This window comes from Bacillus sp. Root131, assembly GCF_001429475.1.
Classification (GTDB): Bacteria; Bacillota; Bacilli; order Bacillales; family Bacillaceae_G; genus Bacillus_A; species Bacillus_A thuringiensis_S.
In genome coordinates this window covers 1-16,594 of record NZ_LMJQ01000034.1, presented here as the reverse complement: position 1 = coordinate 16,594, position 16,594 = coordinate 1, and the positions used below count along the sequence as shown (strand labels likewise).

Genomic DNA, 16,594 nt, shown 5'->3' with positions numbered 1-16,594 from the left:
TCATACTGGGGGTTTTATAGTGCTAAATTTTTTTCTCATAATATTCTTCTGCGATTTCTTCGTAAAAAGCCGCAGATGTTGTGTAGAAATATGGAATTAACCATAAGAATCCAATCCCTAACGTAATACAACTCAATATAAACCAACCGATAAAACTTAAACATAAAATGAAATACTCCATCTTATGCCCATCCATCATACGACGGCTTTCTGTAATAGCTTGATTTATGGAATACTCAGGATGATCATTTATTATAAAGTACGTCATCGCATAAGAGAATGATTTAATGATGCCTGGAATAATAAATAGTAAAAACCATAAGAAAATATAAATGTTCACTACTATATATAATAAAAATGACTTTATAAACTTACTTCCTGCTGTAAACCATCTAAATATATGCCCAATACGCGCGTCTTTTTCTCGAATTATATGTAGCGCTAAATAATAGCCACCTAACGTTAATGGACCTACCATAAAAGTTGTAATAATATCTACTATCATGGAGTTTTTCATATCTTCCCAACCCAAAATTTGTGTAAACGAAAAATCAACAATAAAGTTAAAAGTGATCATTATAACAGAAATAAGTAATGTGGCTCCGACTGCTAATCCCCATTTCCCTTCTAATGAATCTAGTGCTTCTCCTTTTAGATCACTAATCATATTTAGCCTCCTATACACAATAATTCTATTAGTATAGCATGTTTCTATTGCAATTCACCTTTTGAGATGTAGCGATAAAAGTGTGCTGTCGTTGTACTCATATACGGACTAAGCCAAAGAAAGCCTATTCCAAAAGTAAGAAGCGCTAAAATAGCCCATCCTATGAAGCTCAGCCATAAAAGAAACAAATCTAACTTATGCCCCTTCATAAGATTCTTACATTCCTTCATCGCCTGCGAAACACTATATTCTGGATTTTCAATCATTACATAGTACGTCAGCGCATAAGAAAAATACATCACAATCATACCAACAATTGAAATCGCTAATAGCACGAAGAAAGCTATTGCAAATGACGTATTCCCTTCTTCACCTAACAATGCAAATAAGCCTATTAACAGCATCGGAATCCATGTACCTGTATATAACAAAATTGCAAGCATTGCCCACATTGTTTTCATCATTCTTTTAAAACCGCGAAATCCTTCAAATAAGTGATCTACTTTAGCATCTTCTCGTTTACTAATCTGTAAAAATACATTTGTATAACCATATGATGTAATCCCATACGATGCGTTACTCAAAATTATCATAATGCAATAAAAAATCCCAAAGGTAATACCTGCTCCAATTGACATCGTTTCCTCTTCAAATGATCCAGTTAAACTTACAACTGAGAGAAATATAATAATTCCTGGAATTAATAGTATAAGCATTGCAGCCATCGAAACGACATAACTTAAAATAAAATATAAAATTGTTGACCCAACACCTAGTCCCCATTTTCCCTTTAAAGAGTACAATGCTTCTCGTTTCATTTCACCAATCATTGATTCATCCCCTTCATAAAATATAAATTGTTGTACACTTCTACTTATACAAGCATCAATATAATTATACCAGTTTTGTAAAATTCTCCATAAAATAGACAAAAAAATCCGTAAAGGCAAGGGCCCTTACGGATTTTTTTTACTTCATATCAGAAACGTTTAAACGGTTCACGGCACGTTGCAAGGCCATTTCTGCACGTTTAAAGTCAACATGTGCTTGTTTATCTTGCATACGTTGCTCAGCGCGACGCTTCGCTTCATTTGCACGATGGATATCGATATGGTTTGCTTCTTCAGCAGATGATGATAATACAGTCACTTTATCTGGACGAACTTCGATAAAGCCACCGCTTACTGCTACATAATCAGTGTGTCCACCATTTTTCAGACGAACTGCACTAATTTTTAATGGTGCAACAGTTGGAATGTGACCTGGTAAGATCCCCATTTCCCCACTCTCTGCTTTTACACTTACCATTTCTACTTCTTTTTCGTAAACCGGTCCATCAGGAGTTACAATACTGACTGGAAATGTCTTCATACTTCGTCCCTCCTAAGGCCTTACGCCATCATTTTCTTCGCGTTTTCAATAACTTCTTCAATGCCACCTACTAAGCGGAATGCATCTTCTGGAAGGTCATCATATTTTCCTTCTAGAATTTCTTTGAAACCACTAACTGTATTTTTTACAGGTACGTAAGAACCTTTTTGACCTGTAAACTGCTCAGCTACGTGGAAGTTTTGAGATAAGAAGAATTGAATACGACGAGCACGATGTACAACTAACTTATCTTCTTCAGATAACTCATCCATACCTAAGATAGCGATGATATCTTGAAGTTCTTTATAACGTTGTAAAGTTTGTTGTACTTGACGAGCTACTTCATAATGTTCTTCTCCTACGATTTCTGGAGACAGTGCACGAGATGTAGATGCTAATGGATCTACGGCTGGGTAAATACCCATTTGTGTTAAACGACGCTCTAAGTTTGTTGTTGCATCTAAGTGAGCGAACGTTGTAGCTGGTGCTGGGTCAGTATAGTCATCGGCTGGTACATATACCGCTTGGATAGACGTGATAGACCCTTTATTTGTAGATGTAATACGCTCTTGTAATTGACCCATTTCTGTTGCAAGTGTTGGTTGGTAACCTACCGCAGATGGCATACGACCAAGAAGGGCAGATACTTCAGAACCCGCTTGCGTGAAACGGAAGATGTTATCGATGAACAGAAGTACGTCTTGTCCTTGCTCATCACGGAAATGCTCAGCCATTGTTAAACCTGTTAATGCAACACGTTGACGTGCTCCAGGTGGCTCGTTCATTTGTCCGAATACCATCGCAGTTTTCTTGATTACGCCAGAATCGCTCATTTCGTGGTATAAGTCATTACCCTCACGAGTACGCTCACCTACACCAGCGAATACAGAGATACCACCGTGCTCTTGTGCGATGTTGTTAATTAATTCCTGAATTAATACTGTTTTACCTACACCGGCACCACCGAATAGGCCGATCTTACCACCCTTAATGTAAGGAGCAAGTAAGTCTACTACTTTAATACCAGTTTCAAGAATTTCTACTTTAGTAGATAATTCTTCGAATGCAGGTGCTTGACGGTGAATTGGATCACGGTGTACATCCGCAGGAAGTTCACCATCTAAGTCAATTGCATCACCTAATACGTTGAATACACGTCCAAGTGTTACATCACCAACTGGTACAGAAATTGCTTTACCAGTATCTTCTACTTCTGTGCCACGAACAAGTCCATCTGTGGAAGACATCGCAACTGTACGAACTGTATCATCACCTAAATGAAGTGCAACTTCAAATGTTAAGTTCATGCTTCCGTTTTCGTTGCTTTGTTTTACCGTAAGGGCGTTGTAGATTTCTGGTAGCTTTCCGCCATCAAACTTAACGTCTACAACCGGACCCATGATTTGCGTAACGCGCCCTTTATTCATCGGGTTCCCTCCTAGCTTTCTTTTAATTAGCCAGCTTTCTAAGAGAAGTTGGCTTTTAATTTTTTATTAGTTTAGCTTACGCGACTCTTTTGAAAGAGCCGCTTCCGCTTTTTATTGAATCTAGCTCCGGTGGCTAGAAGGGTCGGTCATTTCACCCCTTCCTACGAGGCAAAGAACGCCTCTTTGTCAGGAGTTCCAATGCCCTTCCCTTCTGAGCAAGTCACCTACGCTTTTTATTGAATCTAGCTCCGGCGGTTAGAATGTTCGGTGGCTTCGCTTTTTCCTACGAGGCACAAATCGCCTCTACGTCAAAAGCTCCATCTCCCTCTCATTCTGAACGAACCGCTTCCGCTTTTAATACTATTCTAACGCTGCTGCTCCACCAACGATTTCCGTAATTTCTTGCGTAATCGCTGCCTGACGCGCACGGTTGAATGAAAGTGTAAGTGAATCGATAACTTCCATTGCGTTGTCTGTAGCACTCTTCATTGCTGTCATACGCGCTGCGTGCTCACTTGCTTTACCATCTAGTAATGCACCGTACACTAAGCTTTCTGCGTATTGTGGCAATAGTACTTTTAAAATCTCTTCTTCAGAAGGTTCGAATTCATAAGCTGTCGTCGGTTTATCAGACGCCACATCAGTAAGCGGTAAAATTTTATTTTCCGTTACTTCTTGTGAAATTTTACTTACGTAATGGTTGTAGTAAATATACAGCTCATCATAAGCACCATCTGCAAACATCGCAATTGCTCGAGAAGCAAGATCTTTAATATCAGTAAATGATGGGTGGTCAGATAATCCAACTACTTCATCAATGATGTTAAAGCCGCGACGTTTTAAATAATCACGTCCTAGTCGTCCAAGCACAATAATTGAATATTGGTTTGAATCCATATTATGACGTTCACGAATTACGTTACTCACTGTACGTAATACGTTACTGTTATAACCACCTGCTAGTCCGCGATCAGATGTAATAACGATGTATCCTGTACGCTTTACAGGACGCGCATTTAGCATCGGATGATTAATTCCTTTACTTCCTTGCGCAATGCTCGCTACTACTTCTTGAATCTTTTCCATATACGGAACGAAAGATTTAGCATTTTGTTCTGCACGGTTTAACTTAGATGCAGATACCATCTCCATCGCTTTCGTAATTTGACTCGTTTTCTTTGTCGAGGTAATCTTCGCTTTTATATCGCGTAAAGATGCCACAGGTTTTCACCACCTTTTTTCCGGAAGTTGGCACGATTAGTAAGAATCCTCTTCCTAATCTACGTTGCAAGATATTCTTGCTCATGATTGAAGGAAAAGAATAGGTGCACCTACTCTTTTCCTTTACATAACCGTCAGCAATCTCAAAGATTGAGATGCCTATATATATTATTATCTAGCTCCAGCGGCTTGAATGTTCGGTGGCTTCACTTCTTCCCCCTCACATTCAGGACGAGCCGCTTCCGCTTTTATTACTCAGAAGCTACGAATACTTTTTTAAATCCGTTAATTGCTGCTGCAAATTTGTCGTCATCCGCAAGTTTCTTAGTTGTGCGGATTTCTTCTAATAAGTCAGTCGCATTAGAATCTAACCAAGCATGGAATTCTTCTTCGAAACGAGTGATATCTACTACTGGGATATCATCTAGGAATCCACGTGTTAAAGCGTAAAGAATGATAACTTGTTTCTCTACACGTAACGGTTTGTGTAATCCTTGTTTTAATACCTCAACAGTACGAGCACCACGGTTTAGTTTCGCTTGAGTTGCTTTATCAAGGTCAGAACCGAACTGAGCGAACGCTTCTAACTCACGGTAAGATGCAAGGTCAAGACGAAGTGTACCTGATACTTTACTCATTGCTTTAATCTGAGCAGATCCACCAACACGAGATACAGAAGTACCTGCATCGATCGCTGGACGTACGCCAGAGAAGAATAGGTCAGATTGTAAGAAGATTTGTCCATCCGTAATAGAAATTACGTTTGTTGGGATGTAAGCTGATACGTCCCCTGCTTGTGTTTCGATGAAAGGTAGTGCAGTTAAAGAACCGCCGCCTCTTGCATCACTTAATTTTGCTGCACGCTCTAATAAGCGAGAATGTAAGTAGAATACATCCCCTGGATAAGCTTCACGACCTGGAGGACGACGTAATAGTAATGACAGCTCACGGTAAGCCGCTGCTTGTTTTGATAAGTCATCATATACTACTAATACGTGTTTACCATTGTACATGAACTCTTCACCCATTGTTACACCAGCATAAGGAGCTAAGTATAATAATGGAGCTGGTTGAGAAGCAGATGCAGTTACAACGATTGTGTACTCTAATGCACCGTGCTTACGTAGTGTTTCTACTACGTTACGTACAGTTGATTCTTTTTGTCCGATAGCTACATAGATACAAATCATATCTTCATCTTTTTGGTTAATGATTGTATCAAGTGCAACTGCTGTTTTACCAGTTTGACGGTCACCGATGATTAACTCACGTTGACCACGGCCAATTGGTACAAGAGCATCGATCGCTTTAATACCTGTTTGAAGTGGCTCATGAACAGATTTACGATCCATTACACCTGGTGCTGGACTTTCGATTGGACGAGTGTTTGTTGTATTGATTGGGCCTAAACCATCAACTGGTTGACCTAATGGGTTTACAACACGACCAATTAGTTCTTTTCCTACTGGTACTTGCATGATGCGACCAGTACGACGAACTTCGTCACCTTCACGGATTTCTGTGTAAGGTCCTAAAATGATAATACCTACGTTGTTTTCCTCTAAGTTTTGTGCTAGTCCCATAACGCCGTTAGAGAACTCTACAAGTTCACCAGCCATAACGTTATCAAGACCATGAGCACGCGCAATACCGTCACCAACTTGGATAACTGTACCAACATCACTAACTTCGATTTCAGACTGATAGTTCTCGATTTGTTGCTTTATCAGTGCGCTAATTTCTTCAGCTCTGATGCTCATGTGCTTCACCCCTATCTATTCTTCATTAATTCACGCTGAATACGTGCTAATTTTCCTTGTAAACTTCCGTCATAAATGCGATTTCCAATACGTACTTTAATTCCGCCTAGTAAATCTTCATCTACAACATTTTTCACGCGAATTGCATCTTTTCCCGTTCTCTTTGCAAATGCTTCTGCAATGTTAAGCTTCTCTTCTTCAGATAGAAGACGAATAGAATATACAGTTGCATCCGCTACGTTACGTTCTTCATTAGCAAGAACAACATATTCATCTGCAATTTCAGGTAAGATATCAATACGCTTGTTATCAATTAAAATATATAACGTATTTAAAATTGATTCAGAAACAGATCCGAATACGTTTGCAAGAAACGTTTTCTTCTGCTCTTTTGAAATGTTTGGTTGCGTTAAAAAGCTATGTAGTTCCCCGTTCTTTACATAAACGTTTTGTACAAGGCGTAATTCTTCTTCAAACATTTCTAATACGTGTTTTTCTTTTGCAATTTTAAAAAGAGCGACAGCATAACGTTTTGCTACAATCCCATTGCTCATCGCGCTTCTCCTACTTCTTTAATATAATCGCGAATTAACTTAACTTGATCTTCTTCTTTTAATTCTTTTTCAATTACTTTAGAAGCAATTTGAACAGATAAAGAAGCGACTTGTTCTTGTAAAGCAGCAATTGCTTGCTCTTTTTCGCGTTGAATTTCTTGTACAGCAGATGCTTTAATTGATTCTGCTTCTTCTTTCGCAGCAGCAACAATCACATCTTTTTGATCTACAGCTTGTTTTTTCGCTCTTTCGATTAACTCTTGTGCTTCAACACGCGATTGTTTTAACATTTCACGTTGTTCTTCTACTAACTTCTTCGCTTCAGCGTTACTTCTTTCTGCAGCGTCGATTTCATTAGTAACATGCTCTTCACGTTCTTTCATAATTCCCATTAAAGGACCCCACGCAAATTTGCGTAGCATTACTAATAGAATTAAGAAAATGAACAATGTATAAGCAATCGTTCCAAATGGAATGGCAGCTCCTAATAATAAAGTTGGCACAAGGATTCACTCCCTTCAAAATATCTAAATTGATCATATGAAAAAAAAAGACATACGTTTCGTTCATAAAGCAATGGCGAAGAAAGTTCGGAAAAACACTCTTCGCCATCTATGTAAGGGGAGTCTCCCTTATTTGTTCATTACGATGAATGCAATAACTACACCGATGATTGGAAGTGCCTCAACTAAAGCAACCCCGATGAACATAATTGTTTGAAGTGCGCCTTTTAATTCTGGTTGACGAGCAACACCTTCGATTGTACGTGATACGATAAGACCGTTACCAATACCTGCACCTAATGCTGATAAACCAATTGCAATTGCAGCTGCGATTACACCTAAACTCATTTAATTTGTCCTCCTTTGTATTATAAAAAAATAAATTTTTTCTTACTTAAATTATATTAATGGTCATGACTTACTTTATGAGCCATATAAACCATCGTTAACATAACGAAAATAAATGCTTGGATTGATCCAACGAATACACTGAATCCCATCCATGCTAACATCGGTACAAGCGCACCTAATGCTCCAAGGAATGATGCCCCGCCTAACTTAGCAAGTAATCCTAATAAGATCTCACCTGCATAAATGTTACCGAATAAACGAAGACCTAACGTTAATGTGTTAGCAAACTCCTCAATAACCTTTAATGGGAATAAGAATTTCATAGGTTGGAAATAACCTTTAACATACTCTTTCGTACCCTTCATCTTAATTCCATAATAATGGGTGAGGGTAACTACCATCACGGCTAATGTTAATGTAACTGCTGGATCAGACGTTGGTGACCTCCACCATGCAATATGTTCGCCAGCTTCAGTTGCTGAATACATGAATGGTAAACCAAGGAAGTTCGATACGATGATAAACATGATAAGCGTAACGCCAAGCGTTAAGAAACGTCCACCTGTTTTCCAGTCCATCGTACTATTGATAATCCCTTTCACGAAGTCAAACACCCATTCCATGAAGTTTTGCATCCCGGTTGGGCGAAGGGCTAAGCTGCGAGTTCCGATAACAGCGATTAAGAAAACAATAACTGCTGCTACAGTAACCATCATAACTGATGACAAATCGAACGTTAAACCTAGAAATTCAACTAATTTACCGTGTTCCACTAGTAATTCACCTCTCTTCCCTGCTCTTATACTCTAAATAAAGAAAATCTATGATCATGACAAGGTATCCTGTCAGCAATCCTACACCTAAGCCCCACATCGCAATTAACTCTTGATATTTGGCTGCAAATAAAATTAATAACCCAATCGTGGCGAATCTTGAATATGTACTTACAGCTGTCGCCTTAAACTTCACGTTTTCTCCATTTGTTACGCGATCTAACAGCTTGTCTGTTCTACGTGCAATGATGCGCAAACTAAGAAAACTGAAAATCGTTCCGATAATCAGCCCAAGAAATACATCCTTGTAAGAGGTAAATCCCCATCCTAGCACTAGAAGCGCAAGCAAGTAGTACATATATTTCTTTTGTCTTTGGACAAGTCCATGTACGTCTATCATCATTGCTCTCCCGAATAGTAATGTCGAATGAGTCGAATCATTGCGTATACCCCTGTTCCTAACCCGAGTAATAACCCTATAATAAGAAACAATGGAAACGTTCCAACCTTATTATCAATCCACTGCCCACCAAAGATTCCAACAAGTATAGAACCGACTAATTGAGCAAGAATTCCTGACATTAAAGCATATGCTTTTATATGGCTGCGATCGTTTTTTTGCAAGGATTCATCCCTCCAATACGTAACCCTCATTCACGATGTGTTAATAATAACTCATTTTTTTGCATAAATCCTATACAAAACAAAAAGTTTACATTTTCGTCACGGAATAGATGTATTTTTGTCACTGAAAGCCCTACCATCTATCCCCGTTGTTAGCATACAATAGGGTATTAACAGTGTCAACGAGAAATCGTAAAAAATCTAAAAATTTGAGTATTAGGCATTTCCTCCCAAAAATGAAAACGTTCCCCTTCTAAATACTGGTTACATATATGCAATTTCTAACAGTTTTCTCTTTATAATAGAAGGAAATGTTCACAAGTTTGTCACTATTATATTTTCGAGATATAACGCTTTTCTTCCATAATATAGTGTTCCTCAGACGTAAGACTTCTATATTATATGTGATGTGTATGCAACTTATGTTGTATATACGATGTATATTTATCCTCTCCCCTCCCCTACTTGCTTACAGCAAAAAAAAAAACGAGCAGGGGAATCTCCCCTGCTCGTCAGTTGTCTTACTTCGTTCCGAATAAACGGTCACCAGCATCACCAAGACCTGGTACTACATATCCGTGGTCATTTAATTTCTCATCTAATGCTGCTACATAAATATCAACATCGGGATGTTCTTCTTGTACTACTTTTACCCCTTCTGGAGCTGCAACGATACACATTAATTTAATTTGTTTCGCACCGCGCTTTTTCAGAGAGTTAATTGCTTCAGCCGCAGAACCACCTGTTGCTAGCATCGGATCTAGTACGATAAAGTCACGCTCTTCTACATCCGTTGGAAGTTTCACATAGTATTCTACCGGTTGCAATGTTTTAGGGTCACGGTATAAACCAACGTGTCCTACTTTTGCTGCTGGAATTAATTTCAGAATTCCATCAACCATTCCTAAACCTGCACGTAAAATCGGAATTAAACCAAGTTTTTTACCAGCGATCACTTTTGTTGTCGCTTTGCTTACAGGCGTTTCAATTTCAATATCCTTAAGCGGAAGGTCGCGAGTAATTTCGAAAGCCATTAAGCTTGCTACTTCGTCCACTAATTCACGAAAATCTTTCGTACCTGTATTCTTATCGCGAATATATGTAATCTTATGTTGAATTAACGGGTGATCAAATACATACAGTTTTCCCATGTGAATCTCTCCTTTAGATGATATTCATGCGTTTGCACGCTTTTTTACACTATTTACGATTGTAAAGAAAACGCTACTAATATTCAAGGGCAAATTTGGCAAAATCATGATTTTACGATGAATCTATCTAGTATCTTTACCAATTATGGGAGCTGTATCCTTCATTATATCGCCAAAATTTATTCATCATTTGTATACATACTTTAAAAATAATATATGTCCACAAAAAAGACTGCCAAAACAATTACGTTTCAGCAGTCTTCTTCAATCTATTATAGATTTGGATACATTGAGAATTTGCTCGTTAACGCTTCTACACGCTTACGTGCTTCTTCTAATGCAGCTTCATTTTCATGATTTTTTAATGTATAAGCAATAAGTGACGCAATTTCATCCATTTCTTCTAAACCGAAACCACGAGATGTTACAGCTGCTGTACCGATACGTACACCACTTGTTACAAATGGGCTTGCTGTTTCAAATGGAATTGTATTTTTGTTCACTGTAATACCAACTTCATCTAATACGTGCTCTGCTACTTTACCTGTGATTTCTAGGTTACGAACATCAATCAAGATTAAGTGATTGTCTGTTCCGCCAGAAACAAGTGTAAGTCCTTCTTTTTGAAGACCTTCAGCTAAGCGGTTCGCATTGTTAATGATATTTTGTGCATACGTTTTGAAATCCTCTTGGAGTGTCTCACCAAACGCAACAGCTTTTGCAGCGATTACGTGCATAAGTGGACCACCTTGAATACCAGGGAAGATTGATTTATCAATTTGTTTTGCAAACTTCTCTTCACATAAAATCATACCACCGCGCGGACCACGTAACGTTTTATGTGTTGTCGTTGTAACGAAATGTGCATGTGGTACTGGATTTGGATGTAAGCCAGCAGCTACTAAACCAGCGATATGTGCCATATCCACCATTAAGTATGCACCCACTTCATCTGCAATCTCACGGAATCGTTTGAAATCGATAACACGAGGGTATGCACTTGCACCTGCAACGATTAATTTTGGTTTATGTTCTTTCGCTTTTGCTAATACATCATCGTAATTAATACGGTGAGAGTCAGCATCCACGCCATATTCTACGAAATTATATTGTACTCCACTGAAGTTAACAGGGCTTCCGTGTGTTAAGTGACCACCATGAGATAAATTCATACCAAGTACTGTATCGCCTTGCTCTAAAATTGTGAAGTATACTGCCATGTTCGCTTGTGCACCAGAGTGTGGTTGAACGTTTACGTGCTCTGCGCCAAAAATTTCTTTTACGCGATCACGTGCGATATCTTCTACTACGTCTACGTGTTCACAGCCACCATAGTAACGTTTTCCAGGATATCCTTCAGCATACTTATTTGTTAAAACAGAACCTTGCGCCTCCATTACCGCTTCACTTACAAAGTTTTCCGAAGCAATTAACTCAATCTTTGAACGCTGTCTTCCTAGTTCTGCCTCAATTGCAGCAAATACCTTTTCATCTTGACGTTTTAAATGATCCACCAAAATCCCCCTTTTCTGAACGAATTACATCGATTCCCAACAGTTTTTTCTCATTTATTCAGAAAAAACGAAAATTCAGGTTGTAATTCTTTCGAACCTTCATGTTTTCAACTACATTCTAACATGACTTTCTATATCATAAAAGAAAAAAAAGACCGAAAATCGGTCTTTTCTTTCTTCTACTATAAAGTCAGACAACATACCTTTTATCTTATGATAAACAGCTACTATATGACTTCCTAATTTCTCATATTTAACGGCAAGTGGTAGTCTCTTCCGTCACCGCGTAAACAGCACGTGCTCCACCAATTAGTTTTCCACGTGTTTTGGCCATCGTTACATGCGCACTTCCAATTGCCTTCACACTTGTACGAACCGGAACAGCTACATGTTTTAAATGCATACCAATAAATGTATCACCAATATCCATTCCTGCATCTGCTTTAATAAACTCAACTACTACCGGATCTTTCAAATTGTGATACGCATATGTCCCCAATGCACCACCTGCTGATCTAACAGGCGTAACTGTTACAATTTCAAATTGATATTTTATCGCTACTTCTCTCTCAACTACTAAAGCACGGTTTAAATGCTCACAACATTGAAACGCTAATTCAATACCTGTTCGCTCTTGAAATTGTTTTAACTCAGAAAAAATCGCCTCTGCTACTTCCATCGTTCCTGATGTTCCAATTCTTTCGCCTAGCACTTCGCTCGTGCTACAACCCACTACAAAAATTTGACCGCTTTGTAATGAAGCTTGTTCTTGGAAATCAGAAAGCGACATTTGTAGCTGTTCTCTTACTTTTACGATTTCTGTCATTACGCCTCTTCCTTTCACAGGTTGGTTCACCAAATTATATTTCACACTACTAATAGTTAGAATCTATTACTTTGTTTCGTATGTTTTAATTTTTCCTACGCGGTTTTCGTGACGACCACCTTCATAGTCAGTTGTTAACCAGATTTTTGCGATATCACGCGCTAGACCAGCACCAATTACACGCTCGCCCATTGCTAGCATGTTAGTGTCATTATGCTCTCTCGTTGCTTTCGCACTGAAAGTATCATGAACTAACGCACAACGGATACCATTTACTTTGTTTGCTGCGATTGACATACCAATGCCTGTCCCACAAACTAAAATACCACGATCTACTTCACCGTTCGCTACCATTTCAGCTGCCGGAAACGCAAAGTCAGGGTAATCAACAGAACCAGCTTCACATTCACAACCTAAATCAATATATTCAATATTTAACTCTTCTAATAAACTTACAAGTTCTTTGCGGATATTCATACCGCCGTGATCAGATGCTATTACTACTTTCATTTTTACCCCTCCAAAGTTTCAATCAATTATCTTCATTTCACACTCGCTACCTCAATAGGACGAAGTGATCTCCAATATCGTATTATACACGAAACATCAACCTACTGAATGTTTTTTCAGTAAAGTTTGTACAAGTTTTTCCATCTCATCTAACGTTTTTTTATAAATAGAAAGCGAGCCTCCAAATGGATCTGAAATGTCCTTACCTATACCTTCAGTTAATCCATATAACGTATTCAATTTCTTTTCAACACTCGGATAATGCCCAAGTACAATGTGTTTATGATTTTCTGTCATCGTTACGACAATATCAGCCCAATCAAGCAAAGTTTCGTTTACTTGCTGCGCGGCATGATTAATTGAAATCCCTTTTTCAGCTAAAGCTTCCTTAGCATATACCGATGCATCGCTCCCAGGATAGGCGAAAACACCGGCAGATTGCACTTCAAACCTATCTCCTCCGTGATGACGAAGCAACGCCTCAGCCATCGGACTACGACATGTATTGCCAGTACAAACAAATAACACTCGTTTCATCCAACCCCACCCCTATATTCGATTTCTTACCACTCATCATAACTTACATTAGAATAGAACAAAAGAAATGTGAATATACAAAAAGCGCAGTTCTCTTATATTTTTTCTAAGAAAAATGCGCCTTATCCACATATATGTGAAACCCTATTTCCAAGTGCCCAGAGTATTTTAACATACCTACTGAATATGCAACAAAAATAAGGAATCCATTTCATACGAAACGGATTCCTCTTATACAGCAATTATTTCATTGTAACTTTCATTACTTCTGTTGAACCTTTTGTAGCTGTTACGCCTACAGTTGTCTTAATAGACTCAGCTGCATCTGTGTTTGTAATAACGATTGGAGTAATTGTGCTTTTCGCTTTTTCACGGATTAATTCTAAGTCGAATGAGATTAATTTATCTCCAGCTTTTACAGCTTGGCCTTCAGAAACGTGAGCTTCGAAACCTTCGCCTTCCATTTTTACAGTTTCTAATCCAACGTGGATTAAAATTTCTGTGCCGTTTTTCGCTTTAATTCCGATAGCATGTTTTGTGTGGAATAATTGTACGATTTCACCATCAACTGGAGATACAACTACACCTTCAGTAGGATCGATTGCAACACCGTCACCCATCATACGACCAGCGAATACTGGATCTGGTACTTCTTCAATATTTTTCACTGCTCCAGTTAATGGAGCTACGATTGTTTCTTCATTTGTTTTTGAACCAAGACCAAATAATTTTTTAAACATAGGATAGTCCTCCTTATAATTTACCTAAAAGTTTATAGGGCAATCCCTAGTAAAGCTCGGGATACATGTAAGACTTCATACTTCGAATATTATACTGTAAAAACGCTTTCGAAATAAATTACGTCATTACTAATAGACTCTTATTGTAGCGCTTCACAAAATTCCAGTCAATTCTGATTGTCTGAATAACAATAAGAAGTTAACTTCTATTTATATTTTCTCTTTTTTTGCCCAACTTGTCTAGAGGTCTTTACTACATTTTGTTTTTTGTTGTTAATTTGTAAAATTTAATTCAAACTTTTTTCAAAATCCGCTTGACTAAAGTAAGTAACTATTTTATCATTACTTACATAAGGTAAGTTAATAACTTTTAGGAGGTTTTTAAAAATGATGGATTTCGGTCTTCTTATTATTCGTCTTATTATAGGAATTACATTCATGGGTCATGGTGCTCAGAAATTATTTGGTTGGTTCGGCGGTTACGGTTTAAAAGGAACAGGTGGCTGGATGGAATCAATCGGTTTACGTCCTGGTGTATTTATGGCATTTATGGCTGGTGCAACTGAATTACTAGGTGGTTTCTTATTCGCATCAGGTATTTTCATTATAGTTGGCTCATTATTTATCGTTGGAACAATGTTAATGGCTATCTTCACTGTTCACGGGAAAAATGGTTACTGGGTGACACAAAACGGATATGAATATAATTTAATGTTAATCGCTGTTGCTGTTGGTGTAGCTTTAATCGGACCTGGCGCATACGTTTTACTTTAATTTTCATCTCAATCTTGAGATTCTTGAAAAAGAACTTACTTCATTACAATTGAAGTAAGTTCTTTTTATGAAACAAAATATTATTTCCAGCAGGATTTTCTCACCGATATCTTGTAAACAAACAATAAGTATTCATATTTAGAAAGGGGATTACAAGCATGTTATCCATTAATCCAAATGAACAAACTGAAAAAGATAATTACAAATTACTTACTGGAAGTATCATCCCTCGCCCTGTCGCATTCGTTACTTCTGTAACAAAAGACGGTGTATTAAACGGCGCACCATATAGTTATTTCAATATTGTCGCTGCTAATCCACCACTTATCTCTGTTTCTGTACAACGAAAAGCCGGAGAAAGAAAGGACACTTCCCGAAACGCAATTGAAAAAGGTGAATTTGTCGTACATATTTCTGACGAATCATATGTAGCAGCAATTAACGAAACAGCAGCTAATCTCCCGCCAAATGAAAGTGAAATTGAACTAGCAAAACTAACACCAATTGAAAGTGAAGTCATCTCTGTTCCAGGTGTAAAAGAAGCAAATATTCGAATGGAATGTATATTAGAACGTGCAATTCCACTTGGTGGAACAGAAGACTCACCAGCTTGTGATCTACTAATTGGACGCGTCGTTCGTTTCCACGTTGCCGAGCATCTATATGAAAAAGGGCGCATTCACGCAGAAGGACTCAAACCAATAAGCCGCCTAGCAGGACACAACTATGCAAAATTAGGAGAACAATTTGAACTGGTTAGGCCAGTTTAAAAGCGGAAGCGGCTCGTTCAGAATGAGAGGGGGATGGAGCTTCTGACGTAGAGGCGCTTTTTGCCTCACAGGAAGACGCGAAGCCACCGACCATTCTAGCCGCTGGAGCTGGATATATATCTAAAAGCGGAAGCGGCTCGTTCAGAATGAGAGGGGGATGGAGCTTCTGACGTAGAGGCGCTTTTTGCCTCATAGGAAGACGCGAAGCCACCGACCATTCTAGCCACTGGAGCTGGATATATATCTAAAAGCGGAAGCGGCTCGCTCAGAATGAGAGGGGGATGGAGCTTCTGACGCAGAGGCGCTTTTTGCCTCATAGGAAGACGCGAAGCCACCGACCATTCTAGCCGCTGGATCTGGATATATTTAAAAGCAAGGCGGCTCGATTCCTGCCATCACTCAAACATAAAAATCCCCTGCTTTTTTGAAGTGAACCCCGAAAACGGGACACCAATCAAAACACCTAAACCACTTGTTCCCTAAATTCTTTAGGGGATAGGTGGTTTAATTTTTCTTGAATT

The 16,594-nt window shown here is 38.5% G+C and carries 21 protein-coding genes; 2 read left to right on the top strand and 19 right to left on the bottom strand.

From position 1 onward, the window contains the following. Nucleotides 1–22: 22 nt before the first annotated feature. From ASE54_RS27035 to ASE54_RS26945, 19 genes are all read right to left on the bottom strand, one after another. Nucleotides 23–667, bottom strand: coding sequence for a DUF975 family protein (locus ASE54_RS27035; protein WP_000622478.1), 645 nt, complete (start codon nucleotides 665–667; stop codon nucleotides 23–25). 44 nt (nucleotides 668–711) lie between these two features. Further along, nucleotides 712–1,497, bottom strand: coding sequence for a DUF975 family protein (locus tag ASE54_RS27030; RefSeq protein ID WP_000578833.1), 786 nt, complete (start codon nucleotides 1,495–1,497; stop codon nucleotides 712–714). Between the two features lie 139 nt (nucleotides 1,498–1,636). Next, a complete protein-coding gene (gene atpC, locus ASE54_RS27025; RefSeq protein WP_000847214.1) occupies nucleotides 1,637–2,038 on the bottom strand; it encodes a F0F1 ATP synthase subunit epsilon in 402 nt (133 codons plus the stop codon). Between the two features lie 20 nt (nucleotides 2,039–2,058). Further along, the gene (gene atpD, locus ASE54_RS27020) at nucleotides 2,059–3,465 is read right to left on the bottom strand and encodes a F0F1 ATP synthase subunit beta (protein ID WP_001032597.1); all 1,407 of its coding nucleotides are present in this window, start codon (nucleotides 3,463–3,465) and stop codon (nucleotides 2,059–2,061) included. A gap of 360 nt (nucleotides 3,466–3,825) precedes the next feature. Next, nucleotides 3,826–4,686: a F0F1 ATP synthase subunit gamma gene (atpG, locus tag ASE54_RS27015; protein WP_000157703.1), complete on the bottom strand. Its 861-nt coding sequence runs from the start codon at nucleotides 4,684–4,686 to the stop codon at nucleotides 3,826–3,828. A 251-nt stretch (nucleotides 4,687–4,937) separates the two neighbouring features. Next, nucleotides 4,938–6,446, bottom strand: a complete 1,509-nt coding sequence (atpA, locus tag ASE54_RS27010) for a F0F1 ATP synthase subunit alpha (RefSeq protein ID WP_000027521.1) — start codon at nucleotides 6,444–6,446, stop codon at nucleotides 4,938–4,940. An 11-nt stretch (nucleotides 6,447–6,457) separates the two neighbouring features. After that, nucleotides 6,458–7,000, bottom strand: coding sequence for a F0F1 ATP synthase subunit delta (atpH, locus tag ASE54_RS27005; RefSeq protein ID WP_000064682.1), 543 nt, complete (start codon nucleotides 6,998–7,000; stop codon nucleotides 6,458–6,460). Next, a complete protein-coding gene (atpF, locus tag ASE54_RS27000; protein ID WP_001142615.1) occupies nucleotides 6,997–7,503 on the bottom strand; it encodes a F0F1 ATP synthase subunit B in 507 nt (168 codons plus the stop codon). Before atpF ends, atpH begins: the two co-directional genes overlap by 4 nt. 129 nt (nucleotides 7,504–7,632) lie before the next feature. Beyond that, nucleotides 7,633–7,851 carry a F0F1 ATP synthase subunit C gene (gene atpE, locus ASE54_RS26995; protein ID WP_000052064.1) on the bottom strand — a complete coding sequence of 73 codons (219 nt, stop codon included), beginning with the start codon at nucleotides 7,849–7,851 and terminating at the stop codon, nucleotides 7,633–7,635. Nucleotides 7,852–7,907: 56 nt separating this feature from the next. After that, nucleotides 7,908–8,627, bottom strand: coding sequence for a F0F1 ATP synthase subunit A (atpB, locus tag ASE54_RS26990; protein ID WP_000399870.1), 720 nt, complete (start codon nucleotides 8,625–8,627; stop codon nucleotides 7,908–7,910). 7 nt (nucleotides 8,628–8,634) lie between these two features. Beyond that, complete coding sequence (locus tag ASE54_RS26985; protein ID WP_000567600.1) at nucleotides 8,635–9,027, bottom strand: ATP synthase subunit I; 393 nt, start codon at nucleotides 9,025–9,027, stop codon at nucleotides 8,635–8,637. Continuing rightward, a complete protein-coding gene (locus tag ASE54_RS26980) occupies nucleotides 9,027–9,251 on the bottom strand; it encodes an AtpZ/AtpI family protein (RefSeq protein WP_001171223.1) in 225 nt (74 codons plus the stop codon). The genes ASE54_RS26985 and ASE54_RS26980 overlap by 1 nt, the downstream gene beginning before the upstream one ends. Nucleotides 9,252–9,277: 26 nt before the next feature. Further along, the gene (locus tag ASE54_RS26975; protein WP_000232961.1) at nucleotides 9,278–9,391 is read right to left on the bottom strand and encodes a DUF4024 domain-containing protein; all 114 of its coding nucleotides are present in this window, start codon (nucleotides 9,389–9,391) and stop codon (nucleotides 9,278–9,280) included. 381 nt (nucleotides 9,392–9,772) lie between these two features. Beyond that, the gene (gene upp / locus ASE54_RS26970; protein ID WP_000517539.1) at nucleotides 9,773–10,402 is read right to left on the bottom strand and encodes a uracil phosphoribosyltransferase; all 630 of its coding nucleotides are present in this window, start codon (nucleotides 10,400–10,402) and stop codon (nucleotides 9,773–9,775) included. A 272-nt stretch (nucleotides 10,403–10,674) separates the two neighbouring features. Then, the gene (glyA, locus tag ASE54_RS26965; protein ID WP_000349800.1) at nucleotides 10,675–11,916 is read right to left on the bottom strand and encodes a serine hydroxymethyltransferase; all 1,242 of its coding nucleotides are present in this window, start codon (nucleotides 11,914–11,916) and stop codon (nucleotides 10,675–10,677) included. Nucleotides 11,917–12,169: 253 nt separating this feature from the next. Next, nucleotides 12,170–12,742 (bottom strand): TIGR01440 family protein, encoded by a 573-nt coding sequence (locus ASE54_RS26960; RefSeq protein ID WP_000136383.1) that lies wholly within the window; start codon nucleotides 12,740–12,742, stop codon nucleotides 12,170–12,172. Nucleotides 12,743–12,808: 66 nt separating this feature from the next. Further along, nucleotides 12,809–13,252, bottom strand: coding sequence for a ribose 5-phosphate isomerase B (rpiB, locus tag ASE54_RS26955; RefSeq protein ID WP_000869542.1), 444 nt, complete (start codon nucleotides 13,250–13,252; stop codon nucleotides 12,809–12,811). A gap of 96 nt (nucleotides 13,253–13,348) precedes the next feature. After that, nucleotides 13,349–13,789, bottom strand: coding sequence for a low molecular weight protein arginine phosphatase (locus ASE54_RS26950; protein ID WP_000832378.1), 441 nt, complete (start codon nucleotides 13,787–13,789; stop codon nucleotides 13,349–13,351). Nucleotides 13,790–14,031: 242 nt separating this feature from the next. Next, entirely contained in the window at nucleotides 14,032–14,529 is a 498-nt protein-coding gene (locus ASE54_RS26945) for a PTS glucose transporter subunit IIA (protein WP_000473666.1), read from the bottom strand. Nucleotides 14,530–14,916: 387 nt separating this feature from the next. Here ASE54_RS26945 and ASE54_RS26940 point away from each other — a divergent pair, with 387 nt between their 5' ends. Both ASE54_RS26940 and ASE54_RS26935 read left to right on the top strand, forming a co-directional pair. Then, complete coding sequence (locus ASE54_RS26940) at nucleotides 14,917–15,303, top strand: DoxX family protein (protein WP_000968613.1); 387 nt, start codon at nucleotides 14,917–14,919, stop codon at nucleotides 15,301–15,303. Between the two features lie 158 nt (nucleotides 15,304–15,461). Further along, nucleotides 15,462–16,073: a flavin reductase family protein gene (locus tag ASE54_RS26935; protein WP_000949048.1), complete on the top strand. Its 612-nt coding sequence runs from the start codon at nucleotides 15,462–15,464 to the stop codon at nucleotides 16,071–16,073. Nucleotides 16,074–16,594: the final 521 nt, after the last annotated feature.

Coding starts and splice junctions, on each gene's coding strand:
- ASE54_RS26950 (WP_000832378.1), bottom strand. CDS start 13,789: ATGAAACGAGTGTTATTTGTTTGTACTGGCAATACATGTCGTAGTCCG.
- rpiB (WP_000869542.1), bottom strand. CDS start 13,252: ATGAAAGTAGTAATAGCATCTGATCACGGCGGTATGAATATCCGCAAA.
- atpE (WP_000052064.1), bottom strand. CDS start 7,851: ATGAGTTTAGGTGTAATCGCAGCTGCAATTGCAATTGGTTTATCAGCA.
- ASE54_RS26975 (WP_000232961.1), bottom strand. CDS start 9,391: ATGGTAGGGCTTTCAGTGACAAAAATACATCTATTCCGTGACGAAAAT.
- ASE54_RS26945 (WP_000473666.1), bottom strand. CDS start 14,529: ATGTTTAAAAAATTATTTGGTCTTGGTTCAAAAACAAATGAAGAAACA.
- ASE54_RS26985 (WP_000567600.1), bottom strand. CDS start 9,027: ATGATAGACGTACATGGACTTGTCCAAAGACAAAAGAAATATATGTAC.
- ASE54_RS26940 (WP_000968613.1), top strand. CDS start 14,917: ATGATGGATTTCGGTCTTCTTATTATTCGTCTTATTATAGGAATTACA.
- atpH (WP_000064682.1), bottom strand. CDS start 7,000: ATGAGCAATGGGATTGTAGCAAAACGTTATGCTGTCGCTCTTTTTAAA.
- upp (WP_000517539.1), bottom strand. CDS start 10,402: ATGGGAAAACTGTATGTATTTGATCACCCGTTAATTCAACATAAGATT.
- ASE54_RS26935 (WP_000949048.1), top strand. CDS start 15,462: ATGTTATCCATTAATCCAAATGAACAAACTGAAAAAGATAATTACAAA.
- atpC (WP_000847214.1), bottom strand. CDS start 2,038: ATGAAGACATTTCCAGTCAGTATTGTAACTCCTGATGGACCGGTTTAC.
- ASE54_RS26960 (WP_000136383.1), bottom strand. CDS start 12,742: ATGACAGAAATCGTAAAAGTAAGAGAACAGCTACAAATGTCGCTTTCT.
- atpD (WP_001032597.1), bottom strand. CDS start 3,465: ATGAATAAAGGGCGCGTTACGCAAATCATGGGTCCGGTTGTAGACGTT.
- ASE54_RS27030 (WP_000578833.1), bottom strand. CDS start 1,497: ATGATTGGTGAAATGAAACGAGAAGCATTGTACTCTTTAAAGGGAAAA.
- atpA (WP_000027521.1), bottom strand. CDS start 6,446: ATGAGCATCAGAGCTGAAGAAATTAGCGCACTGATAAAGCAACAAATC.
- ASE54_RS27035 (WP_000622478.1), bottom strand. CDS start 667: ATGATTAGTGATCTAAAAGGAGAAGCACTAGATTCATTAGAAGGGAAA.